The sequence below is a fragment of the Nocardiopsis dassonvillei subsp. dassonvillei DSM 43111 genome, assembly GCF_000092985.1.
In the GTDB taxonomy this organism is placed as follows: Bacteria; Actinomycetota; Actinomycetes; order Streptosporangiales; family Streptosporangiaceae; genus Nocardiopsis; species Nocardiopsis dassonvillei.
The window spans coordinates 1,322,955-1,339,726 of sequence record NC_014210.1 but is presented as its reverse complement, the minus strand read 5'-3'; the positions used below and the strand labels follow the sequence as shown (position 1 = coordinate 1,339,726).

Genomic DNA, 16,772 nt, shown 5'->3' with positions numbered 1-16,772 from the left:
CAGATGAGCGCCCGTTTTCAGGAACTGGACTGGCGGGCGACCCCGATGGGGGAGCTCAGCCTCCGGCGCCGCCACGACCCCCTCTTCCGCAAGGAGGTCTACGAGATCAAACTCGACGACGACTTCCTGATGTCGAGCCTGTTCACCGCGGCCGAGGTCGAACTGGCCCGGTTGGCCCTGGCCGAACTGGACGGGGCGGATGAGACGGGTGGGGCAGACTCGGCGAACAGCCTGCGCGTCGCCGTGGGCGGTCTGGGCCTGGGCTACACCGCGCACACGGTGCTGGAGGATCCGCGCGTGGGCTCCCTGGTCGTGGTGGAGGCGCTGGGCGAGGTCATCGACTGGCACCGCGAGGGACTGATCCCCTCGGGTGGGGCGCTGGTCTCCGACTCCCGCTGCCGCCTGGAGCACGGGGACTTCTTCGCCTCGGTCGGCGCCGGGACGGGGCCCGCCCCCGACCTGGGCGCGGAGCCGTTCCACGCGGTGATCGTGGACATCGACCACTCTCCGCGCCACCTGCTCCACCCGAGTCACGCCGGTCTGTACACGGCCGAGGGGCTGCGCCGCCTGCGCGAGCGCCTGCTCGCGCCGGGCGGCGTCTTCGCGCTGTGGTCCAACGACGCGCCGGACGAGGAGTTCACCGAGCTGCTGGCGGAGGTCTTCACCACGGCCCGCGCGGAGGTCGTAGACTTCCCCAACCCCCAGCAGGACCACGACGCGTCCAACACCGTCTACGTCGCGCTGTCGTGAGCGCCCCCGCTCCCCCGAACGGGGAACCGGTTGAGCGGGGTGTCAGCACGAGGAGGCGGGGCCTTCACAACGGAGCAGAGCGGCCCACTCGGCGGCGGGAAAGGCCAGGGTGGCCGCTTCCTGGTTCTGGGTGTCGCGTACCAGGGTGGTCGGCCCTTCGCTGACCTCGACGCAGTGAGCGGCGTCATTGCTGTAACTCGACTTGTGCCACATCACAGCAGCCTTCCTAGCAGGGTGGAGGTTTCCCCCAAGGGGGAGCACAGTCCGATCAGGTTCCTCACGACAGACACTACCGCCGCGGTGTCCTCCGGCTCGTCCATCAGGAGGTTGCCCCGGGCGTAGTCGGAGGCCGCCACGGCAGCGCCATCCGCCAACCGGTAGACCTGGACAGAGGCGGCGATCAGCAGCATCGGATTGCCCTCAGGAATCAGGTGGACCGCCATCCGCTCCCGTTCGATGTGCCGCAGGATCGTCTTGACCTGGTCGATGCGTACGCTGCTGGGCAGGCAGGTCAGCGCGGAGATGGGGAAGACGGCGGTGACGAACGGGTCATTCCTTCGTTTGAGCACCTCGTAGCGCGAGACACGAAGCTGAGCGAAGCGCTCCACATCGTCGTTGGACGCGCTGGGATGTCCTGCGCGGAACACCATGCGCGCGTAGGGCAGGGACTGGAGGAGGCCGGGCACGAGGTTGGAGACCGTCACCGTGTCGATCTCCACCGCTTTCTCCTCCAGGGCGCCCTTGGAACGCATCCAAGGCGGAATCTGCGAACCGGTGGCCACCGGTTCCCACGTGCGCACCAAGCGCCCTTCGGCCTTGAGTGCCTTGTCGAGCTGTTCGACCTTCGCCCGTTTGGGAGTGATGACGCCGGTCTCCCACCGGGACACCGAGGCAGCGGAGGACCCCACGCGTTCGGCAAGCTCCTCCTGCCTCAAACCGGACAGTTCACGGAGCTTGGCAAACAGAGATGTGAATTCGTTCTCAGTCACACCTCAAAGCTATCCAGGAATCTGCACCCTGGACCATGTCCATACAGGCAGATATTGGTAGCTGTGCAAAACCACTGTTCAGTCGCACCGTTGGTGTATGGATGCGATCGAACAGCTACAGCACCTCCAGGAAGAACTCACCGCACGCGAGCTGCCCTCGCAGATCAGCGACAAGCCCCACTGGTTCAGCCTGGACCCGGTACCCACTCTGACCTGCTGCCCCTATCTCGGGTACGCGCAGGTCACCGTCACCGAACACGGCCTCTACCGGTGGTTGGACGGCAAGGGCGACTACAGGACCCACTCCCGTGTCTTCGCCGGACTGGTCGTGGACGACCTCATCCGCACCCGTGCGGGAACCTCGACCCCACCCGAACTGCCCGAATGGAACAAAACCGCCAAAAAGATAGCACCACCACTCCCCCGCCGAAGCGAGTGGAGGCGTGCGAACGAACAGGAAGAGTGACACGGCGACGGACCCCACCGCCGCCATGCCGTGGGGTCCATTCTCATTCGCCTACGCAAGCATGAACAGAAAACCAGACCATTTCCATGCATTTCCGTAAAGCGGCTTGCGCGTCTGGTGGCCCCGGTCTCTCCGAGGAGGACGGGCCTCAGAGCACGCTGGCGCTGCTCTCCCTCACCAGGAGGGTGTGGCCGACGACGACCTTGGCCGAGGCCCGGTCGGCCCCGGCCCCGGACTCCGCGTCCGGAGCGCCGCGACGGGCCTCCACCTCCTCCAGCAGCAGCCGCACCGCCTCCCTGGCCAGGCCCGGCTTGTCCGGGGCGACGGTGGTCAGGCTCGGCACGGAGTAGCGCCCGGGGGCGATGTCGTCGAACCCCACCACCGCCACGTCCCGGGGGACCCGCACCCCTGCGTCGTGCAGCGCGCGCATCGCCCCCAGCGCCAGCAGGTCGTTCATGCACAGCAGCGCGTCGGGCGGCCTGGGTCCGGCGACGAGTTCGGCGGCCAGCTCCGCCCCGTCCCTCCAGTGGAAGTGCCCGGCCGGTCGCACCAGCTCGGGGTCGTAGCTCCTCCCCCGCGCCTCCAGGGCCTCGCGGTAACCGCGGGTGCGCAGCTCGGCCGTGCCGGAGGGGCCCGGCGGCCGACCGCCCACCACCGCGATCCGGGTGCGCCCGCCGTCGAGCAGGTGCTCGGTCGCCTCCCGGGCGGCGGCCACGTTGTCGATGGCGACGTGGCCGTGCCGGACCGTGCGGGGCAGCTCGCCCAGGAGCACCACCGGCAGCCGGGAGGGGTGCGTGCGCAGGGCGGCGTCGTCCATGGCGAGCGGGCTGAGGATGACCCCGTCCACGAAGTCGGCGCCGAACCCCTCCAGCGCGGACTCCTCGCGCTCGCGGCGGGCCTCGCTCTGGTGGACCAGGACGGTGCGCGAGAGGCGCTCGGCCTCGCGGATGACCAGGTCGGCGAGTTCGGCGAAGTAGCCCAGGTCGAGTTCGGGCACGACCAGCGCGATCACACCGGTCCGGCCGCGGCGCAGGTGGCGTCCGGCCAGGTTGACCCGGTAGCCCAGCGCGTCGATGGCCGCCTCCACGGCGGCGCGCGTGGCGGGCCGGACGTGCGGATGGTCGTTAATAACGTTGGAAACGGTTTTCTCCGAGACCCCGGCCTGACGCGCGACGTCCTTGATACGCGGCCTCGTGCCCACGTCCACCCCCGATCAGCGCCATCCTAGCCCGCGTTCCACCGCCGCCCTCCCGGCGGCCTCGGGAGCCTCCTGACCTTCGGATCGAGGTATTTACATCGATGTAAAAATGTGCTGACATGTGGCGTGACGCCAGTCACAGGACGACGCCGTGAGAAGGAGAACACCTCCGTGCCGACGCACCAGCGCTCACAGCGCGGGGACGGGCCCGCCACCCCGCCCCGCCCCGAGTACCCGCGCCCGCAGTTCACCCGCCCCGACTGGCTGTGCCTGAACGGCACCTGGGACTTCGAGATCGACCGCGGCGACAGCGGGCTCGAACGGGGCCTGCGCGAGGCCGGACTCTCCGGCACCATCACCGTCCCCTTCTGCCCGGAGTCGGAGCTGTCCGGCGTGGGCGACACCGACTTCATGGAGGCGGTCTGGTACCGGCGCACCGTCCGCGTCCCCGACGCCTGGGCGGGACGGCGCGTCCTACTGCACTTCCAGGCCGTCGATCACGACACCACCGTGTGGGTCAACGGCACGGAGGTCGTCCGCCACCGCGGCGGGTTCACCCCCTTCACCGCCGACCTGTCCGGGGTCGCCGCTCCCGGCGAGGAGGCCGTGGTGGTCGTGCGCGCCCGCGACAGCCGACACGGCTTCCAGGCCCGCGGCAAGCAGGCCACCTGGTACGCCAACACCGGATGCCACTACACGCGCACCACCGGGATCTGGCAGACCGTGTGGATGGAACCGGTCCCCGACACGCACCTGCGCCGCCCCCGCATCACCCCGGACCTGGCCAACGGGGCCTTCCACCTGCTCCTGCCGCTGTCCGGCAGCGGCGAGGGCCTGCGGGTGCGCGCCGTCCTGGAGGACGGGGACGGCGAGGTCACCGCCGCCGAGGCCCGCGCCGACCTGGACACCGCGCCCCGGCTGACACTGGCGGTGCCGGTGGAGCGGCGCCGCGCCTGGTCGCCGCAGGACCCGCACCTGTACACGCTGCGCCTGGAACTGCTGGACGCCGAGGGGAGGGTGGTGGACCGGGCCGGGTCCTACGCGGGCCTGCGGTCGGTCTCCGTCCAGGGCAAGGCGATCCTGATCAACGGCCGACGCGTGTTCCAGCGCCTGGTCCTGGACCAGGGCTACTACCCCGACGGGCTGATGACCGCGCCCGACGACGCCGCCCTGGTGCGCGACATCGAACTGGGTCTGCGGGCCGGGTTCAACGGGGCCCGCCTGCACCAGAAGGTCTTCGAGGAGCGCTTCCTCTACCACGCCGACCGGCTCGGCTACCTGGTCTGGGGCGAGTTCGGCGACTGGGGGTGCGCGGCCCACGGCGGCCCCGCCGACGACAACCAGCGGCCGGACGCCTCCTACGTGGCCCAGTGGACCGAAGCCGTGGAACGCGACTACTCCCACCCCAGCGTCGTCGGGTGGTGCCCGCTCAACGAGACCTTCCAACGGCTGCACGACCGCTTCACCGCGCTGGACGACGTGACCCGCGCGATGTTCCTGGCCACCAAGGCGATCGACCCCTCCCGCCCGGTGGTGGACGCCTCCGGGTACGCCCACCGGGTCCCCGAGACCGACGTCTATGACTCCCACAGCTACGAGCAGGACCCCGAGGCGTTCCGCAAGCAGATGAGCGGCCTCGCCCAGGACGACCCCTACGTCAACCGCGGCGCGGACGGCCGCGACTGGTCGGTGCCCTACCGCGGCCAGCCCTACTTCTGCAGCGAGTTCGGCGGGATCCGCTGGGACCCCGGCACCGACGGCGGCGAGCAGTCGTGGGGGTACGGCGACGACCCCAGGACCCCGGAGGAGTTCCACACCCGCTTCGAGGGTCTGACGGGCGTGCTGCTGGAGGACCCGGACATGTTCGGTTACTGCTACACGCAGCTCACCGACGTGTTCCAGGAACGCAACGGCGTCTACCGGTTCGACCGCGGCGACAAGCTCGACACCGCCCGCATCGCGGCCGCCCAGCGCAGGACCGCCGCGTACGAGAAGGCCGATCGTCGGCCCGAGTGAGTGCGTCCCCGGGACGCCCCGGGGACCACCGCCCCCCACCACCCCCCGCCCTCCCCTTGGAGTCCGCCGATGCCGCACCCACCACGCAGACCCAGCCCGCCGACCGGGCCGCCTCCGCCGTTCTCGCGGCGCCGCGTGCTCCTGGGCACGGGAGCCCTCGCCCTGGGCTCGGCCCTGGGCGCCGCCGGATGCGCCCCCGCCCCCGGTTCGGGATCGACCACGCAGGTGCGGTTCTGGAGCCTGTTCCAGGGCGGCGACGGCGCCCGGGTGCAGACCATGCTGGACGCGGTGCGCGAACAGGCCCCGCACCTGGACGTCACCCCCAGCACACTGGCCTGGGGACCGCCGTACTACACCAAGCTGGCGGTGGCCTCCGTGGGCGGTCGGGCCCCCGAGACGGCCGTGCTGCACCTGTCCCGCCTGCCCGGGTACGCCCCCGGCGGGCTGCTCGAACCCTTCGACCTGGACCTGCTGGCCGAGTTCGGGGTCACCGCCGAGGACTTCGTACCCGACCTGTGGGAACGCGGCATCCACGACGGCGCCACCTACGCCGTCCCGCTGGACACCCACCCGGTGATCGTCTTCTACGACGCCGAAGTCGCCGACCGGGCCGGTCTGCTCGACGGGGACGGGAAGCTGACCGGGATGGACTCCCCCGAGGGGTTCCTCGCGGCCTCCCGGGCGCTGGCCGAGGCCGGGGGCGGCAACGGCGTCTCCTACGGGCACGTCAACGACGACTCCCAGGGGTGGCGGCTGTTCTGGATGCTGTACAACCAGACCGGCGCGTCCATGGAGCTGCCCGGGGGCGGACCGGCGGTGTTCGACCGCGACGCGGCGCTGCGCGTGTACTCCTTCCTCGCCGAACTGCTCGACGGCCGGACGTCGGAGCCGGACCTGGACTACCCCACCGCCCTGGCGGCCTTCGCCTCGGGGCGCTCGGCGATGCTCGTGTGCGGGGAGTGGGAGCTGCCCTACCTGTCGGAACACGTGGAGAACCTGGGGGCGGCCCCCTTCCCCACGGTCTTCGACCAGCCCGGCGGGTACGCCGACTCCCACGCCTTCGTGCTGCCCCGCCAGGGCGACCCCGACCCCGCACGGGTGCGCGCCGCCCACGAGTTCGTGGCGCTCATGGTGCGCAACAGCCTGATCTGGGGCGAGGCGGGCCACATCCCGGCCTACTCGCCGATCGCCCAGTCGCCGGAGTACCTGGCGCTGGACCCGCAGTCGGACTACGCCGCCGCCGGGGAGACCCCCGTGCTCGACCCCGAGGTGTGGTTCGCCGGGGCCGGATCGCGGTTCCACTCCGACGTGAGCGAGGCGCTGCGCACGGCCCTGACCGGCGACGGACCCGAGGCGGCGGTGGACCACCTGGGCCGGACCCTGGACTCCTGGGCCGCCCGCACCAACCCGGGAGGCCAGGAATGAGCGTGACCACCCAAGCCCCCGCCCGCGCCCGTGCGGGCGCGGGCTCCCCGCCGGGCGGCCCCGGCGGCGCGCGGCTGCTGTGGCGGCGCCTGGCGGACTCGCCCCTGGTGTTCCTGCTGCCCTTCCTCCTGGTGTACGCGCTGTTCCTGGCCTGGCCGCTGGTGAGCGGCCTGTGGATGAGCTTCACCGACACCGCCCTCAACGGGGCGGGCGGCGCGGTCGTCGGGCTGGACAACTACGCCGAGGCGCTGGGCGACCCGATGGTGTGGCGGACCCTGGGCAACACCGTCCTGTTCACCCTCATCACCACCGTCCCCCTGGTGGTGGTCGCACTGGCCATGGCGGTCCTGGTGCACACCGGGCTGCCCGGGCAGTGGCTGTGGCGGCTGTCGTTCTTCCTGCCGTTCCTGCTGCCGGTGGCCACCGTGGCGCTGGTGTGGAAGTTCCTGTACGTGGAGGACTTCGGTCTGCTCAACCACGCGCTGGGGCTGCTGGGGATGGAGGGCCTGGGCTGGCTGACCGACGAGGGCGTGGCGATGTGGTCGGTGGCGCTGACCACGGTGTGGTGGACGGTCGGGTTCAACTTCCTGCTGTACCTGGCCGCCCTCCAGTCGATCCCCGGCCACCTGTACGAGGCCGCCGCGCTGGACGGAGCGGGGGCGTGGGCCCGCCTGCGCCACGTCACCCTCCCCCAGCTGCGGGGCACCACGGTGGTCGTCCTGCTGTTGCAGGTGCTGGCCTCGCTGAAGGTCTTCGACCAGATCTACCTGCTCACCGGGGGCGGCCCGGGCGAGGCGACCCGCTCGCTGCTGCTCTACATCTACGACGTGGGCTTCACCGGCTACCGGTTCGGGTACGGCGCCGCCGTCTCCTACCTGTTCCTGGCACTCGTCCTGGGCGTGGCCGCCCTCCAGTTGTGGATCAGCGCGCGGAGAAGGGTCTGACATGGCGACGCGGAGCATGCGTTCGACGCGGCGGGCCGAGGCGGCCCTGGACCGCGCCAGGCAGCGCGACCTGATGCTGGGCGGGGGCCGCGGACCGCGGATCGCCGCCGTGTCGGCGCTGACGGTCCTCGCGGTGCTGTGGCTGGCCCCCATGGTGTGGGCGCTGGTCACCTCGTTCAAGACCGAGGGGGACGCGGTCGCGCTGCCGCCGACCCTGGTCCCCGGGACCGGGTTCACCCTGGAGCAGTACCGCAACCTGTTCGAGGCCGGGAACGTGCAGATGTGGCTGTTCAACAGCCTGGTCATCGCCGTGCTGGTCACCCTGCTCACGATCGTGGTGGCGGCCCCGGCGGCCTTCGCGATGTCGCGCATGGACTTCCGGGGCCGGGCGGCGCTGATGGCCCTCACGGTGGCGGCGATCGTGGTCCCGCCGCAGCTGCTCATCGTGCCGCTGTTCCAGCAGATGGTGTCGCTGGGCCTGGTGGACACCTACGCGGCGGTGATCCTGCCGCAGCTGGTGGCGCCGGTCATCGTGTTCGTGCTCAAGCGGTTCTTCGACGCGGTGCCGCGCGAGCTGGACGAGGCGGCCCGCATGGACGGGGCCTCCTACTGGAGGCTGTTCACGACGGTGATCATGCCGCTGTCGCGGCCCGTCCTGGCGGCGGCGTCGATCTTCGTGTTCATCACCGCCTGGAACAACTACCTGTGGCCGTTCATCATCACGACCGACCCGGCCCTGATGACGCTGCCCGTGGGCATCCCCAACATCCTGGACTCCTACGGCACCTTCTACGCCTCGCAGCTGGCGGCGTCGATGGTGGCGGCGGCGCCGATGGTGGTCGTGTTCATGCTGTTCCAGCGCCAGATCGTCAACAGCGTCGCCACGACGGGTCTGGGCGGCCAGTGAGAACCGGTCCGCGCGCCCGGGACCGACCGGCCGGGGCGTGCCCGAGGGCGCACCGCGCACCGCCGGGGCCGCGGGCGCGCGGGCTCCACCGCACGACGACAACGACGTAAGAAGCAGGAAGAGCACCACTCCACCGGACGGGAAACAGCGATGTCACCACGCACGTCCCCTCGCCCGCGACACCACCTGACGGCTCTCGGCGCCCTGACCCTGGCGCTGCTCGTACTCCCCCTCGCCACCACCACCACCGCCGCGTCCTCCAGCGGTACCGCCACCACGGCGGCCGATGCCGCCGGACCGGCAGTTCAGGCGGTTCCCGCCGAGTCCGCCCAGGAGGGAACGTTCCGCAACCCCCTCAACGCCGGAGCAGACCCCACGATCGTGCACCACGACGGGAACTACTACCTGTCCACCACCCAGGGCGACCGCATCTCCGTGTGGAGCTCGCCCAGCCTGGCCACCCTGGCCACCGCCGAACCCGTGGAGGTGTGGCGCGACAGCGATCCCAGCCGCGACACCGAACTGTGGGCCCCGGCGCTGCACCGGTTCCAGACCGGGGACGGGCCGCGCTGGTACCTCTACTACACGGCCGCCGACAGCAGGCTGACCGACCCCGTGGAGCGGGACGCCAGCCACCGGCTCTACGTCCTGGAGTCGGCCGACGACGACCCGGCCGGACCCTACGAGTTCAAGGCACGGATCGCCGACACCGGCACCTACGCCATCGACGGCGAGCCGTTCGTGCACGACGGGCAGCCCTACTTCGCCTGGAGCAGCCCCGGACGCGGGTTCGACGGCGGCCCCCAGCAGCTCTACGCCGCGCGGATGAGCAACCCCTGGACGATCGAGGGGGAACCCGTCGCGCTGCCCAACGAGGGCGGCTGCCCCGAGGTCCGGGAGGGGCCGACCCCGCTGTACCGCGACGGCCGGACCTTCCTCACCTACTCCACCTGCGACACCGGCAAACCCGACTACCAGATCTGGTCGATCGCGCTGGACGGGGGCGCCGACCCGCTGTCGGCGGACGCCTGGGAGCAGCTGCCGGGGCCGCTGTTCAGCCGCGACGACGCGGCCGGGGTCTGGGGGCCCGGGCACCACTTCTTCTTCCGCTCGCCCGACGGCACCGAGGACTGGATCGCCTACCACGCCAAGAACACGCCCGAGTACACCTACTCCTTCCGGTCCACGCGCGCCCAGCGCATCGGCTGGACCCCCGAGGGGACCCCCGACCTCGGACGGCCGCTGGCGGCGGGGGCGACCCAGCGCCTCCCCTCCGGGGACCCGGGCGCGGGCAGCACGGCGGTCAACGACACCGACACCGGCCGGGGCGGGCCGCGGGTCTCCTACGAGGGCGACTGGACCACGGGGGACCGGTGCGGGGCGCACTGCTTCCACGGCGACGACCACTACACCGCCCAGGCCGGGGCCACGGCCACCTACCACTTCACCGGGTCGCGGATCGCGGTGTACGGGTCGCTGGACACCGACCACGGCTACGCGACGTTCTCGGTGGACGGCGGGCCGCCCTCGGAGCCGGTGAGCTACCACCACCCGTTCCGGGTCGGGGAGCAGCGCGTGTACCTGAGCCCCGAACTCGGCCCCGGCGAGCACACCCTGACCGTCACGGTCACCGGTGACCGGCCCGCCGGGTCGAGCGACGCCATCGTCACCGTCGACCGCGCGGAGGTCTACCCCGCGCCCTGAGCGCGACCGGATCCGCTCACGGCCCGGCCGAGGGCGGATCCGGCGTGCGCCCGTGTGCGGCGGCGGGGCCGCGACATCCGAGCGCCGGCGGCCCCGCGCGGAAGCGGGGCCGCCCGCCCCGGCCGCCTCCGCCACCCGGTACCGGCGGCGGGCACGCACGTGGCGCGGGGGTCCACGGGCGGCGTCGGGCGTCCGTGCGGTGTCAGGGCTTGCGGGCCACGCCGCCGTACTGGTCCATGCCGCGCCGGGAGCCGACCTCGATGGGGGCGGGGCGCCACAGGGGGCAGGGCACCACACCCGGCTCCAGGAGCTCCAGGCCCTCGAAGCGGGCGGCGACCTCCTCCGGGCTGCGCAGGAGGTAGGGGACGGCGCCCTGCTTGTTGCCCACCTCGATGGCCTCGTTGTAGGCCTCGCTGGTGTTGGTGCCGTCGTAGCTGGCCAGGTAGCTGCCCGAGGGCAGCGCGTCCACCAGGCGGCGCACGACGGGCAGGACCTCGTCGTCGGGCACGTGGCCCAGGACGCCCATGAGCATGAGCGCGATGGGCTGGTCGAAGTCCAGGGTCCGGGCGGCCCGTTCCAGGATCGCGTCGGGGTCGCGCAGGTCGGCGTCGATGTAGTCGGTGACCCCCTCGGGGGTGCCGACCAGCAGCGCGCGGGCGTGCGCGAGCACGAGGGGGTCGTTGTCCACGTAGACCACGCGGGCCTCCGGGGCGATCGACTGGGCGACCTCGTGGGTGTTGTTGGCGGTGGGCATGCCGGTGCCGATGTCGAGGAACTGGCGGACGCCCGCCTCGCCCGCCAGGTGGGTCACGACGCGGATCAGGAACTCCCGGCTGGTGCGGGCCAGGTCCACGATCTCGGGGAAGCCCGCGGCGACCGCGTCGCCCGCCTCCCGGTCGATCGGGTAGTGGTCCTTGCCGCCCATCCAGTAGTTCCAGATCCGGGCCGAGTGGGTCCGGGTGGTGTCGATCTGCGGCGGGCGTTCGGCGGAGGCGGGAGTGGACGCATCGTCGGTCATCTGGGCATCTACCTCGATAGACGGGGGCGGACGTCACGGAACGCAGCCCCCGGTGCTCACGGAGCCGGAATACCGCCGTGATCGGGGAAACTGCTCGCACCGATGCTATCCACACCGTGTGCGCACGCCCCCAACCGAATGACCGAATTCTCCCCTTACGGGCGGTATTACCCACGAAAGGGAAAGCCCCCGGCACCGAAGACGCGCGCGCCCCGGGGGAAGGCGCTCCCCCACGGAAGGGAGAGACCCCGCCAGGCGCGGCGGGAGGGCGGCCCAGAGGTGGGACGGCCCAGCGCCGGGGCGCGGCCGTAGGGCTGCGGGACAGCGGGGCGACGGCATGTACCGCGGTGGCCTCCGCCCGCCCCGCCGCGTGCCGGAGCCGTGTACCGAACGCCCCGCCGCGCGGGCCGGGGGTCATCGGCCCGCGCGGCGGGGCGCTGGGGATGTGTTGCGGACGGGCGGTCCGGAGGCCGGCGGGGGCGGTCAGCTCCGCTCGGCGGCCTCGGAGCCGGAGGACTTGATCAGGCGCTTGGTGGAGCGGCGGAACGCCCAGATGACCACCACGGCGACCAGGGCGGTCAGCGGGAAGCCCATCAGGGTGTCGGCGATCGCCAGCCCGGCGGTGGAGTCGGCCAGGTAGAGCCAGCCCTGCACCACGAAGCGCAGCACGCACATGGCCAGCACCGCGAACGTGGCGGCGTGGTGCGCGACCAGCGTGGGCCGGTCCTCACGCCAGGCGTGGGTGCCGCCGTGCACGGCGTTCCAGATGACGCCGGTCGCCGGCCGGTTCATGAGGGTCGTGGCGAGCGTGGCCGCGCCCAGCGCCAGGGCGGCCCAGATCCCGATCACGAAGAAGTCGTTGGCCGAACCGGTCCAGGCGACGATGCCTCCGGCGATCACGACGCCGAGCACCCCGCCGTACACGGAGCTGAAGGGCTTGCCGCGCCAGAGTTGCACCACGGCGATCACCACGGCCAGAGCGATCGCGATCCCGACGGCGACCAGCGGCGGGACGAAGGCGATGGCCCCCGCGAAGACCAGGGCCGGGATCGCCGAGAGGACCATGCCCCACGGGCCGCCCGCGGCGTCCATCGCCGCCTGCTTGGCGCTGACGGGCTGGGCGGGGCCGGGGGACTGCCGGGGCTGGGCGGGGAGGTGCTCGGTCATGGTCACTCCGTCCGGGGAGGTGTTCGGGTCGGTGTGCTCGGGGGAGTCGAGGAGGTTCTGGGCTGCGGTCGTGTCGCTGCGTGCCATGTCGTTCCTCTCTTTCGGGTCCGGGACCGGCTCCGCCGCCGGGTCGGCGCTCCGTCGCGGTCGCGGTCGCATCCGGGCCGCCCCCGTGCGGGGAAGGGGCGACGAGGTGCTTCGCGTTCGCTCCGGGTGTCCTCCGGTGGTGACCGGTGTGAAGCTCATGACCCCTATTCCACCGGTGCGCGCGCTCCTCGGGCAGTGCGACGGCGTCACCACTTCGCCATGACGTCGCGCTGCGACCGACCATGACGTGGTGTCACTGGTGGAACGCGAAACACGAGGTCACCGATGTGTCACGACCGCCCCGGCGCCCGGGTGTCCCCCCGGCGCTCCCCGGGCGCACGGAAGTCCGCGGCCTCCCGCGGGGAGACGGGAGGCCGCCCTCCGCTGGGAGGCACACGGGCCCGCCCCGGTCCCGAACCGGCCCGGGCACATCGGAGAAGCGGCGCCGCGGGCCGGTGTCACGGGCCCACGACGCCGGGAAGGCGGCGTCCGGGAAGGCGGCATCCGGGAAGGCGGCATCCGGGAAGGCGGCGCCGAAGGCTCACAGCCAGTCGTGCTCGCGCGCGTACCGCGCCGCCTCGTGCCGCGTCCGCGTCTGGGTCTTCTGCATCGCGTTGGAGAGGTAGTTGCGCACCGTGCCCTCCGCCAGGTGGAGCTGGGCGGCGATGTCGGCGACCGAGTAGCCCTCGCTGGTCGCCCGCAGCACGTCCACCTCGCGGTCGGTGAGCGGGCAGTCGTCGATGACGGCGAGCGCGGAGACGTCCGGGTCGATCCACCGCCTGCCCTGGTGCAGGTTGGCGATGACCGAGGCGATGTGCGCCGGTTCCGCGGACTTGCTGACGAACCCCTGCACCCGGAGCTTGAGCGCCTTGCGGAGCACCCCGGGCCTGGCGTGGCGGGTGAGCATGAGGATCACCTGGTCCGGCAGTTCACGGCGGATCCGCTCGACGGCGCCGAGCCCGTCCACGTTGGGCATCTCCAGGTCGATGACGAGCACGTCGGGCCGGTGGTCCAGCGTGGCCCGCACGGCCTCCTCCCCGTCCTCCGCCTCGGCGAGCACGGTGATCTCCCCCTCCAGCGAGAGCAGGGCGGCCATCGCCTTGCGCAGGAGGGCCTCGTCGTCGGCGAGTACCACGGTGGTCATCGGTTGTCCTTCCGCGTTGTCGTGCGCTGTGCCGGGGCCGGGCGCGGGAACTGCGCGGCGGTCGGGGACCGGCCCTTGTCGTGTCCGACCGTCGACCCGCCGCCGCGGTCGGCCACGCGTTCGCGCGGGGCGGCCACGGTGGCGAAGGCGTAGGACGCCGACGGGTCGTGCCGGACCAGCGCCCCGGGCGGCCGCAGGAGGGCCGGAGCCGCCGTCGGCGGGGTGCGCGGGGGCCGGGTGTCCATGTGCGGCTCTCCGGGTTCGAGGGCAGGGGTCCGCCCCAGTATTCCGCCGATCGCGCCGCGCCCACCAGTGACACCGCGTCATGGCCTCACCCCGACAAACGTCACGGCCGGGTGGTGACGTGGTCCCACTGCCCCCGGAGCGCGTCGGACGCTGCAATGGACACATGACCTCCACAGCAGTCATCGACGTCGAACGGCTCAACCTCAAGTACGGGGACTTCCACGCCGTGAGGGACCTGTCCCTCCAGGTGGGGCGCGGGGAGCTCTACGCGCTGCTCGGCACGAACGGCGCGGGCAAGACCTCGACCCTGGAGACCGTCGAGGGCCACCGCACCGCCACCTCGGGCACCGTACGGGTCTTCGGCCAGGACCCGCGCGACCGGCGCGCCGTGCGGCCCCGGGTGGGCATCATGCTCCAGGAGAGCGGGTTCTCCCCGGACCTGACGGTGAAGGAGTCGGTCCGGCTGATCGGCGGGCTCACCCTGCGCACGGACACGGTCGGACGCGTGCTCGGCATGGTCGGCCTCACCGCCAAGGCCGGTACCAAGGTGTCCCAGCTCTCGGGCGGCGAGAAGCGGCGGCTGGACTTCGCCACCGCCGCGTACGGGTCGCCGGAGCTGATCTTCCTGGACGAGCCCACCACCGGGCTGGACATCCAGTCCCGGGACGGGCTGTGGGAGGCCGTGGACAGGCTGCGCGAGGACGGCTCGACCATCGTGCTGACCACGCACTACCTGGAGGAGGCCCAGCAGCGCGCCGACCGCATCGGGCTGATGCACAGGGGCTCCCTCCACCGGGAGGGCACCGTGGCCGAGCTGACGCAGACCCTTCCGGCCACGATCCGCTTCTCCCTGCCCGACACCGCTCCGACGCCGCCGGTCCAGGCCGCGCGCCAGGGCGACGGGGCCTTCCTCGTCGAGACCCTCGGCCTGCAGAAGGACCTGTACACCCTGCTCGGCTGGGCGCAGGACAACGCGGTCGAACTGCGGGGGCTGGAGGCCGGGCCGACCCGGCTCGACGACGTCTTCCGCTCCATCGGCGACGACTAGCCCGCTCTTCCGGGACCCGTGTCCCCGGGTACCCGCGCCCCACCGCGCGGCGGACGACGTCCACCGCCCCGGCTCTCCCGCACCTTCCAGGAAAAGGACCCGCACCATGCTCTCGATCGCTCAGAGCGAGCTGATCCAGATCTTCCGGAACCGGCTGGTTCTGGTCACCATGCTCATCGTCCCGGCGGCCTCCAGCGCGTTCTACATCTACATGCACCAGACCTTCCCCGCGCTGCGCGAGGCCGTGGACCCGGGCGCCATCGCCTCGATCCTGGTGTTCCTCGTGGTGACCATGGGGCTCTACACCACCTCGGTCACCACGCTCGCCTCCCGGAGGCAGAACCTCTTCCTCAAGCGGCTGCGCTCCACGGCCTCGGGCGACGCCAGTATCCTCACCGGGCTGCTGCTCCCGGTCACCGCCGTCACGCTGGTCCAGGTGGCCGTGATCCTGACCGTGCTGGCCGTGGTCGGCGGCGCCCCGGACAACCTGCTCCTGCTGGTGGCGGCCGTCGTCGCGACGATGGTCATGATGGCGGGCCTGGGGCTGGCCACGGCCGGACTGACCAACTCCCCCGACCACGCCCAGGTGACCACGCTGCCCATCATGATCGGCGTCCTGGCCGTCTCCGGGTGGGTGGGGTTCACCGGCACCGAGGAGCTGACCCTGCTCAAGCGGCTGCTGCCCGGCGGCTCGGCCTCGGAGCTGGTCGTCAACGCATGGAGCGGCGGCGTCCCGGTCGCCGACTCCCTGTTCCTGCTGGCGCCCACGCTGGCCTGGGTCGTCGTCGCCGTCGCGGCGGCCACCCGGATCTTCCGTTGGGAACCGCGCAGGTGAGGGCCCCGGCGCGGGCCGCCCGCACACGCGGACGGGGTACTTCCACGACAGATCCCGACCGGGCCCGCGAGGGCTCCCGCCGCGGGCGGGCGCCCCGCGAGGACGCCTTCGAGAGGAGAACGACATGGACCTGACGCTGCCGCAGCGGCTCTACCTGCTCAGCTACGACACCGACAACAACCGGTTCGACCCCGTCAGCGCCGGCTACCGCGGCCAACTGCTGTGCGCCGCGGCGCTGGCCGACCTGACCCTGGGCGGGCTGCTGCGCCCCCGCGACGGCAAGGTGACGCGCGCCATCGCCCGGGCGCCCCGGGACCCGTTCCTGGCCCGGGTCCTGTCCGACCTGTCCCCCAACGAGCCGCACCACTGGATCAACCTCCTCTACCCCCAGATGGGCAGGGCCGAGGAGATGGTGCGCGAGGGGCTCGTCGCGAACGGGTCGGTCACGGTCAGGCGCGGCCGGACGCTGGGGGTCTTCCCCACCCGCACGGTCACCCCCAACCGTCCCGAGGAGGCGGACCGGCTGCGCGAGCGCACGCGCGAGGCGGTCCTGGGCGGCGGCGACCCGGCGGCGGTGCCCCTCCAGGACGCGGCCCTGGTCGCGATCGCGACCGAGGGCGACGTGTGGACCGTGTTCGCCCCCAACGAGCGCTGGCGGCACCGGCCCGCGGTCAGGGCGGTCCAGGAGCGCTTCGACGCCGCCGCCCCCGGACTGCGCAACGCGGTCCGCACCGCCGTCATGGCCACCGGCAAGGGAGCGTCCGCCTGACCGGCGCGGCCGCGCTCGTCCGCGTTCGCCCGGCCGCCCCGTCACGACGCCGACCGCTC

Annotated in this window: 17 protein-coding genes; 10 read left to right on the top strand and 7 right to left on the bottom strand. The window is 72.3% G+C overall.

Features of this window, described 5'->3' with window-relative positions:
- Nucleotides 1-3: 3 nt before the first annotated feature.
- On the top strand, nt 4-750 hold the full coding sequence (locus NDAS_RS05440; RefSeq protein ID WP_013152140.1) for a spermidine synthase family protein: 747 nt from the start codon (nt 4-6) through the stop codon (nt 748-750).
- Nucleotides 751-792: 42 nt separating this feature from the next.
- Here NDAS_RS05440 and NDAS_RS27795 read toward each other — a convergent pair whose 3' ends face one another.
- Together NDAS_RS27795 and NDAS_RS05435 are read right to left on the bottom strand one after the other, a co-directional pair.
- A complete protein-coding gene (locus NDAS_RS27795; protein ID WP_210745985.1) occupies nt 793-963 on the bottom strand; it encodes a DUF397 domain-containing protein in 171 nt (56 codons plus the stop codon).
- The gene (locus NDAS_RS05435; RefSeq protein ID WP_013152138.1) at nt 963-1,739 is read right to left on the bottom strand and encodes a Scr1 family TA system antitoxin-like transcriptional regulator; all 777 of its coding nucleotides are present in this window, start codon (nt 1,737-1,739) and stop codon (nt 963-965) included. The genes NDAS_RS27795 and NDAS_RS05435 overlap by 1 nt, the downstream gene beginning before the upstream one ends.
- Before the next feature lie 97 nt (nt 1,740-1,836).
- Here NDAS_RS05435 and NDAS_RS05430 point away from each other — a divergent pair, with 97 nt between their 5' ends.
- Complete coding sequence (locus NDAS_RS05430; protein ID WP_013152137.1) at nt 1,837-2,205, top strand: hypothetical protein; 369 nt, start codon at nt 1,837-1,839, stop codon at nt 2,203-2,205.
- Between the two features lie 148 nt (nt 2,206-2,353).
- Here NDAS_RS05430 and NDAS_RS05425 read toward each other — a convergent pair whose 3' ends face one another.
- Nucleotides 2,354-3,406 carry a LacI family DNA-binding transcriptional regulator gene (locus tag NDAS_RS05425; protein ID WP_013152136.1) on the bottom strand — a complete coding sequence of 351 codons (1,053 nt, stop codon included), beginning with the start codon at nt 3,404-3,406 and terminating at the stop codon, nt 2,354-2,356.
- Nucleotides 3,407-3,574: 168 nt separating this feature from the next.
- Here NDAS_RS05425 and NDAS_RS05420 point away from each other — a divergent pair, with 168 nt between their 5' ends.
- From NDAS_RS05420 to NDAS_RS05400, 5 genes are all read left to right on the top strand, one after another.
- Nucleotides 3,575-5,419: a glycoside hydrolase family 2 protein gene (locus NDAS_RS05420; protein ID WP_013152135.1), complete on the top strand. Its 1,845-nt coding sequence runs from the start codon at nt 3,575-3,577 to the stop codon at nt 5,417-5,419.
- A gap of 69 nt (nt 5,420-5,488) precedes the next feature.
- Nucleotides 5,489-6,844, top strand: coding sequence for an extracellular solute-binding protein (locus NDAS_RS05415; RefSeq protein WP_013152134.1), 1,356 nt, complete (start codon nt 5,489-5,491; stop codon nt 6,842-6,844).
- Complete coding sequence (locus NDAS_RS05410; protein WP_013152133.1) at nt 6,841-7,788, top strand: carbohydrate ABC transporter permease; 948 nt, start codon at nt 6,841-6,843, stop codon at nt 7,786-7,788. Before NDAS_RS05415 ends, NDAS_RS05410 begins: the two co-directional genes overlap by 4 nt.
- A 1-nt stretch (nt 7,789) precedes the next feature.
- Entirely contained in the window at nt 7,790-8,695 is a 906-nt protein-coding gene (locus NDAS_RS05405) for a carbohydrate ABC transporter permease (protein WP_013152132.1), read from the top strand.
- Nucleotides 8,696-8,845: 150 nt separating this feature from the next.
- Nucleotides 8,846-10,399: a glycoside hydrolase family 43 protein gene (locus NDAS_RS05400; protein ID WP_013152131.1), complete on the top strand. Its 1,554-nt coding sequence runs from the start codon at nt 8,846-8,848 to the stop codon at nt 10,397-10,399.
- Between the two features lie 202 nt (nt 10,400-10,601).
- Here the strand turns inward: NDAS_RS05400 and NDAS_RS05395 are convergent, their stop codons facing one another.
- The 4 genes from NDAS_RS05395 to NDAS_RS05380 all read right to left on the bottom strand — a co-directional run bounded on the left by NDAS_RS05395 (nt 10,602) and on the right by NDAS_RS05380 (nt 14,060).
- On the bottom strand, nt 10,602-11,417 hold the full coding sequence (locus NDAS_RS05395; protein ID WP_013152130.1) for an SAM-dependent methyltransferase: 816 nt from the start codon (nt 11,415-11,417) through the stop codon (nt 10,602-10,604).
- Between the two features lie 483 nt (nt 11,418-11,900).
- The gene (locus NDAS_RS05390) at nt 11,901-12,671 is read right to left on the bottom strand and encodes a DUF3159 domain-containing protein (protein WP_013152129.1); all 771 of its coding nucleotides are present in this window, start codon (nt 12,669-12,671) and stop codon (nt 11,901-11,903) included.
- A gap of 541 nt (nt 12,672-13,212) precedes the next feature.
- Entirely contained in the window at nt 13,213-13,815 is a 603-nt protein-coding gene (locus NDAS_RS05385) for a response regulator transcription factor (protein WP_013152128.1), read from the bottom strand.
- Nucleotides 13,812-14,060: a hypothetical protein gene (locus tag NDAS_RS05380; RefSeq protein WP_013152127.1), complete on the bottom strand. Its 249-nt coding sequence runs from the start codon at nt 14,058-14,060 to the stop codon at nt 13,812-13,814. Before NDAS_RS05380 ends, NDAS_RS05385 begins: the two co-directional genes overlap by 4 nt.
- A 164-nt stretch (nt 14,061-14,224) precedes the next feature.
- Here NDAS_RS05380 and NDAS_RS05375 point away from each other — a divergent pair, with 164 nt between their 5' ends.
- The 3 genes from NDAS_RS05375 to NDAS_RS05365 all read left to right on the top strand — a co-directional run bounded on the left by NDAS_RS05375 (nt 14,225) and on the right by NDAS_RS05365 (nt 16,713).
- Nucleotides 14,225-15,109 (top strand): ABC transporter ATP-binding protein, encoded by an 885-nt coding sequence (locus tag NDAS_RS05375; protein ID WP_041552414.1) that lies wholly within the window; start codon nt 14,225-14,227, stop codon nt 15,107-15,109.
- Nucleotides 15,110-15,215: 106 nt separating this feature from the next.
- Nucleotides 15,216-15,944 carry an ABC transporter permease gene (locus tag NDAS_RS05370; RefSeq protein ID WP_013152125.1) on the top strand — a complete coding sequence of 243 codons (729 nt, stop codon included), beginning with the start codon at nt 15,216-15,218 and terminating at the stop codon, nt 15,942-15,944.
- A gap of 124 nt (nt 15,945-16,068) precedes the next feature.
- Complete coding sequence (locus NDAS_RS05365; RefSeq protein ID WP_013152124.1) at nt 16,069-16,713, top strand: GOLPH3/VPS74 family protein; 645 nt, start codon at nt 16,069-16,071, stop codon at nt 16,711-16,713.
- The last annotated feature ends 59 nt before the right edge of the window (nt 16,714-16,772 follow it).

Excerpts from the sequence above, each read along its gene's own strand:
- NDAS_RS05440 (WP_013152140.1), top strand. The coding sequence starts at position 4 with ATGAGCGCCCGTTTTCAGGAACTGGACTGGCGGGCGACCCCGATGGGG.
- NDAS_RS27795 (WP_210745985.1), bottom strand. The coding sequence starts at position 963 with ATGTGGCACAAGTCGAGTTACAGCAATGACGCCGCTCACTGCGTCGAG.
- NDAS_RS05430 (WP_013152137.1), top strand. The coding sequence starts at position 1,837 with ATGGATGCGATCGAACAGCTACAGCACCTCCAGGAAGAACTCACCGCA.
- NDAS_RS05415 (WP_013152134.1), top strand. The coding sequence starts at position 5,489 with ATGCCGCACCCACCACGCAGACCCAGCCCGCCGACCGGGCCGCCTCCG.
- NDAS_RS05410 (WP_013152133.1), top strand. The coding sequence starts at position 6,841 with ATGAGCGTGACCACCCAAGCCCCCGCCCGCGCCCGTGCGGGCGCGGGC.
- NDAS_RS05405 (WP_013152132.1), top strand. The coding sequence starts at position 7,790 with ATGGCGACGCGGAGCATGCGTTCGACGCGGCGGGCCGAGGCGGCCCTG.
- NDAS_RS05400 (WP_013152131.1), top strand. The coding sequence starts at position 8,846 with ATGTCACCACGCACGTCCCCTCGCCCGCGACACCACCTGACGGCTCTC.
- NDAS_RS05395 (WP_013152130.1), bottom strand. The coding sequence starts at position 11,417 with ATGACCGACGATGCGTCCACTCCCGCCTCCGCCGAACGCCCGCCGCAG.
- NDAS_RS05390 (WP_013152129.1), bottom strand. The coding sequence starts at position 12,671 with ATGGCACGCAGCGACACGACCGCAGCCCAGAACCTCCTCGACTCCCCC.
- NDAS_RS05385 (WP_013152128.1), bottom strand. The coding sequence starts at position 13,815 with ATGACCACCGTGGTACTCGCCGACGACGAGGCCCTCCTGCGCAAGGCG.
- NDAS_RS05380 (WP_013152127.1), bottom strand. The coding sequence starts at position 14,060 with ATGGACACCCGGCCCCCGCGCACCCCGCCGACGGCGGCTCCGGCCCTC.
- NDAS_RS05375 (WP_041552414.1), top strand. The coding sequence starts at position 14,225 with ATGACCTCCACAGCAGTCATCGACGTCGAACGGCTCAACCTCAAGTAC.
- NDAS_RS05370 (WP_013152125.1), top strand. The coding sequence starts at position 15,216 with ATGCTCTCGATCGCTCAGAGCGAGCTGATCCAGATCTTCCGGAACCGG.
- NDAS_RS05365 (WP_013152124.1), top strand. The coding sequence starts at position 16,069 with ATGGACCTGACGCTGCCGCAGCGGCTCTACCTGCTCAGCTACGACACC.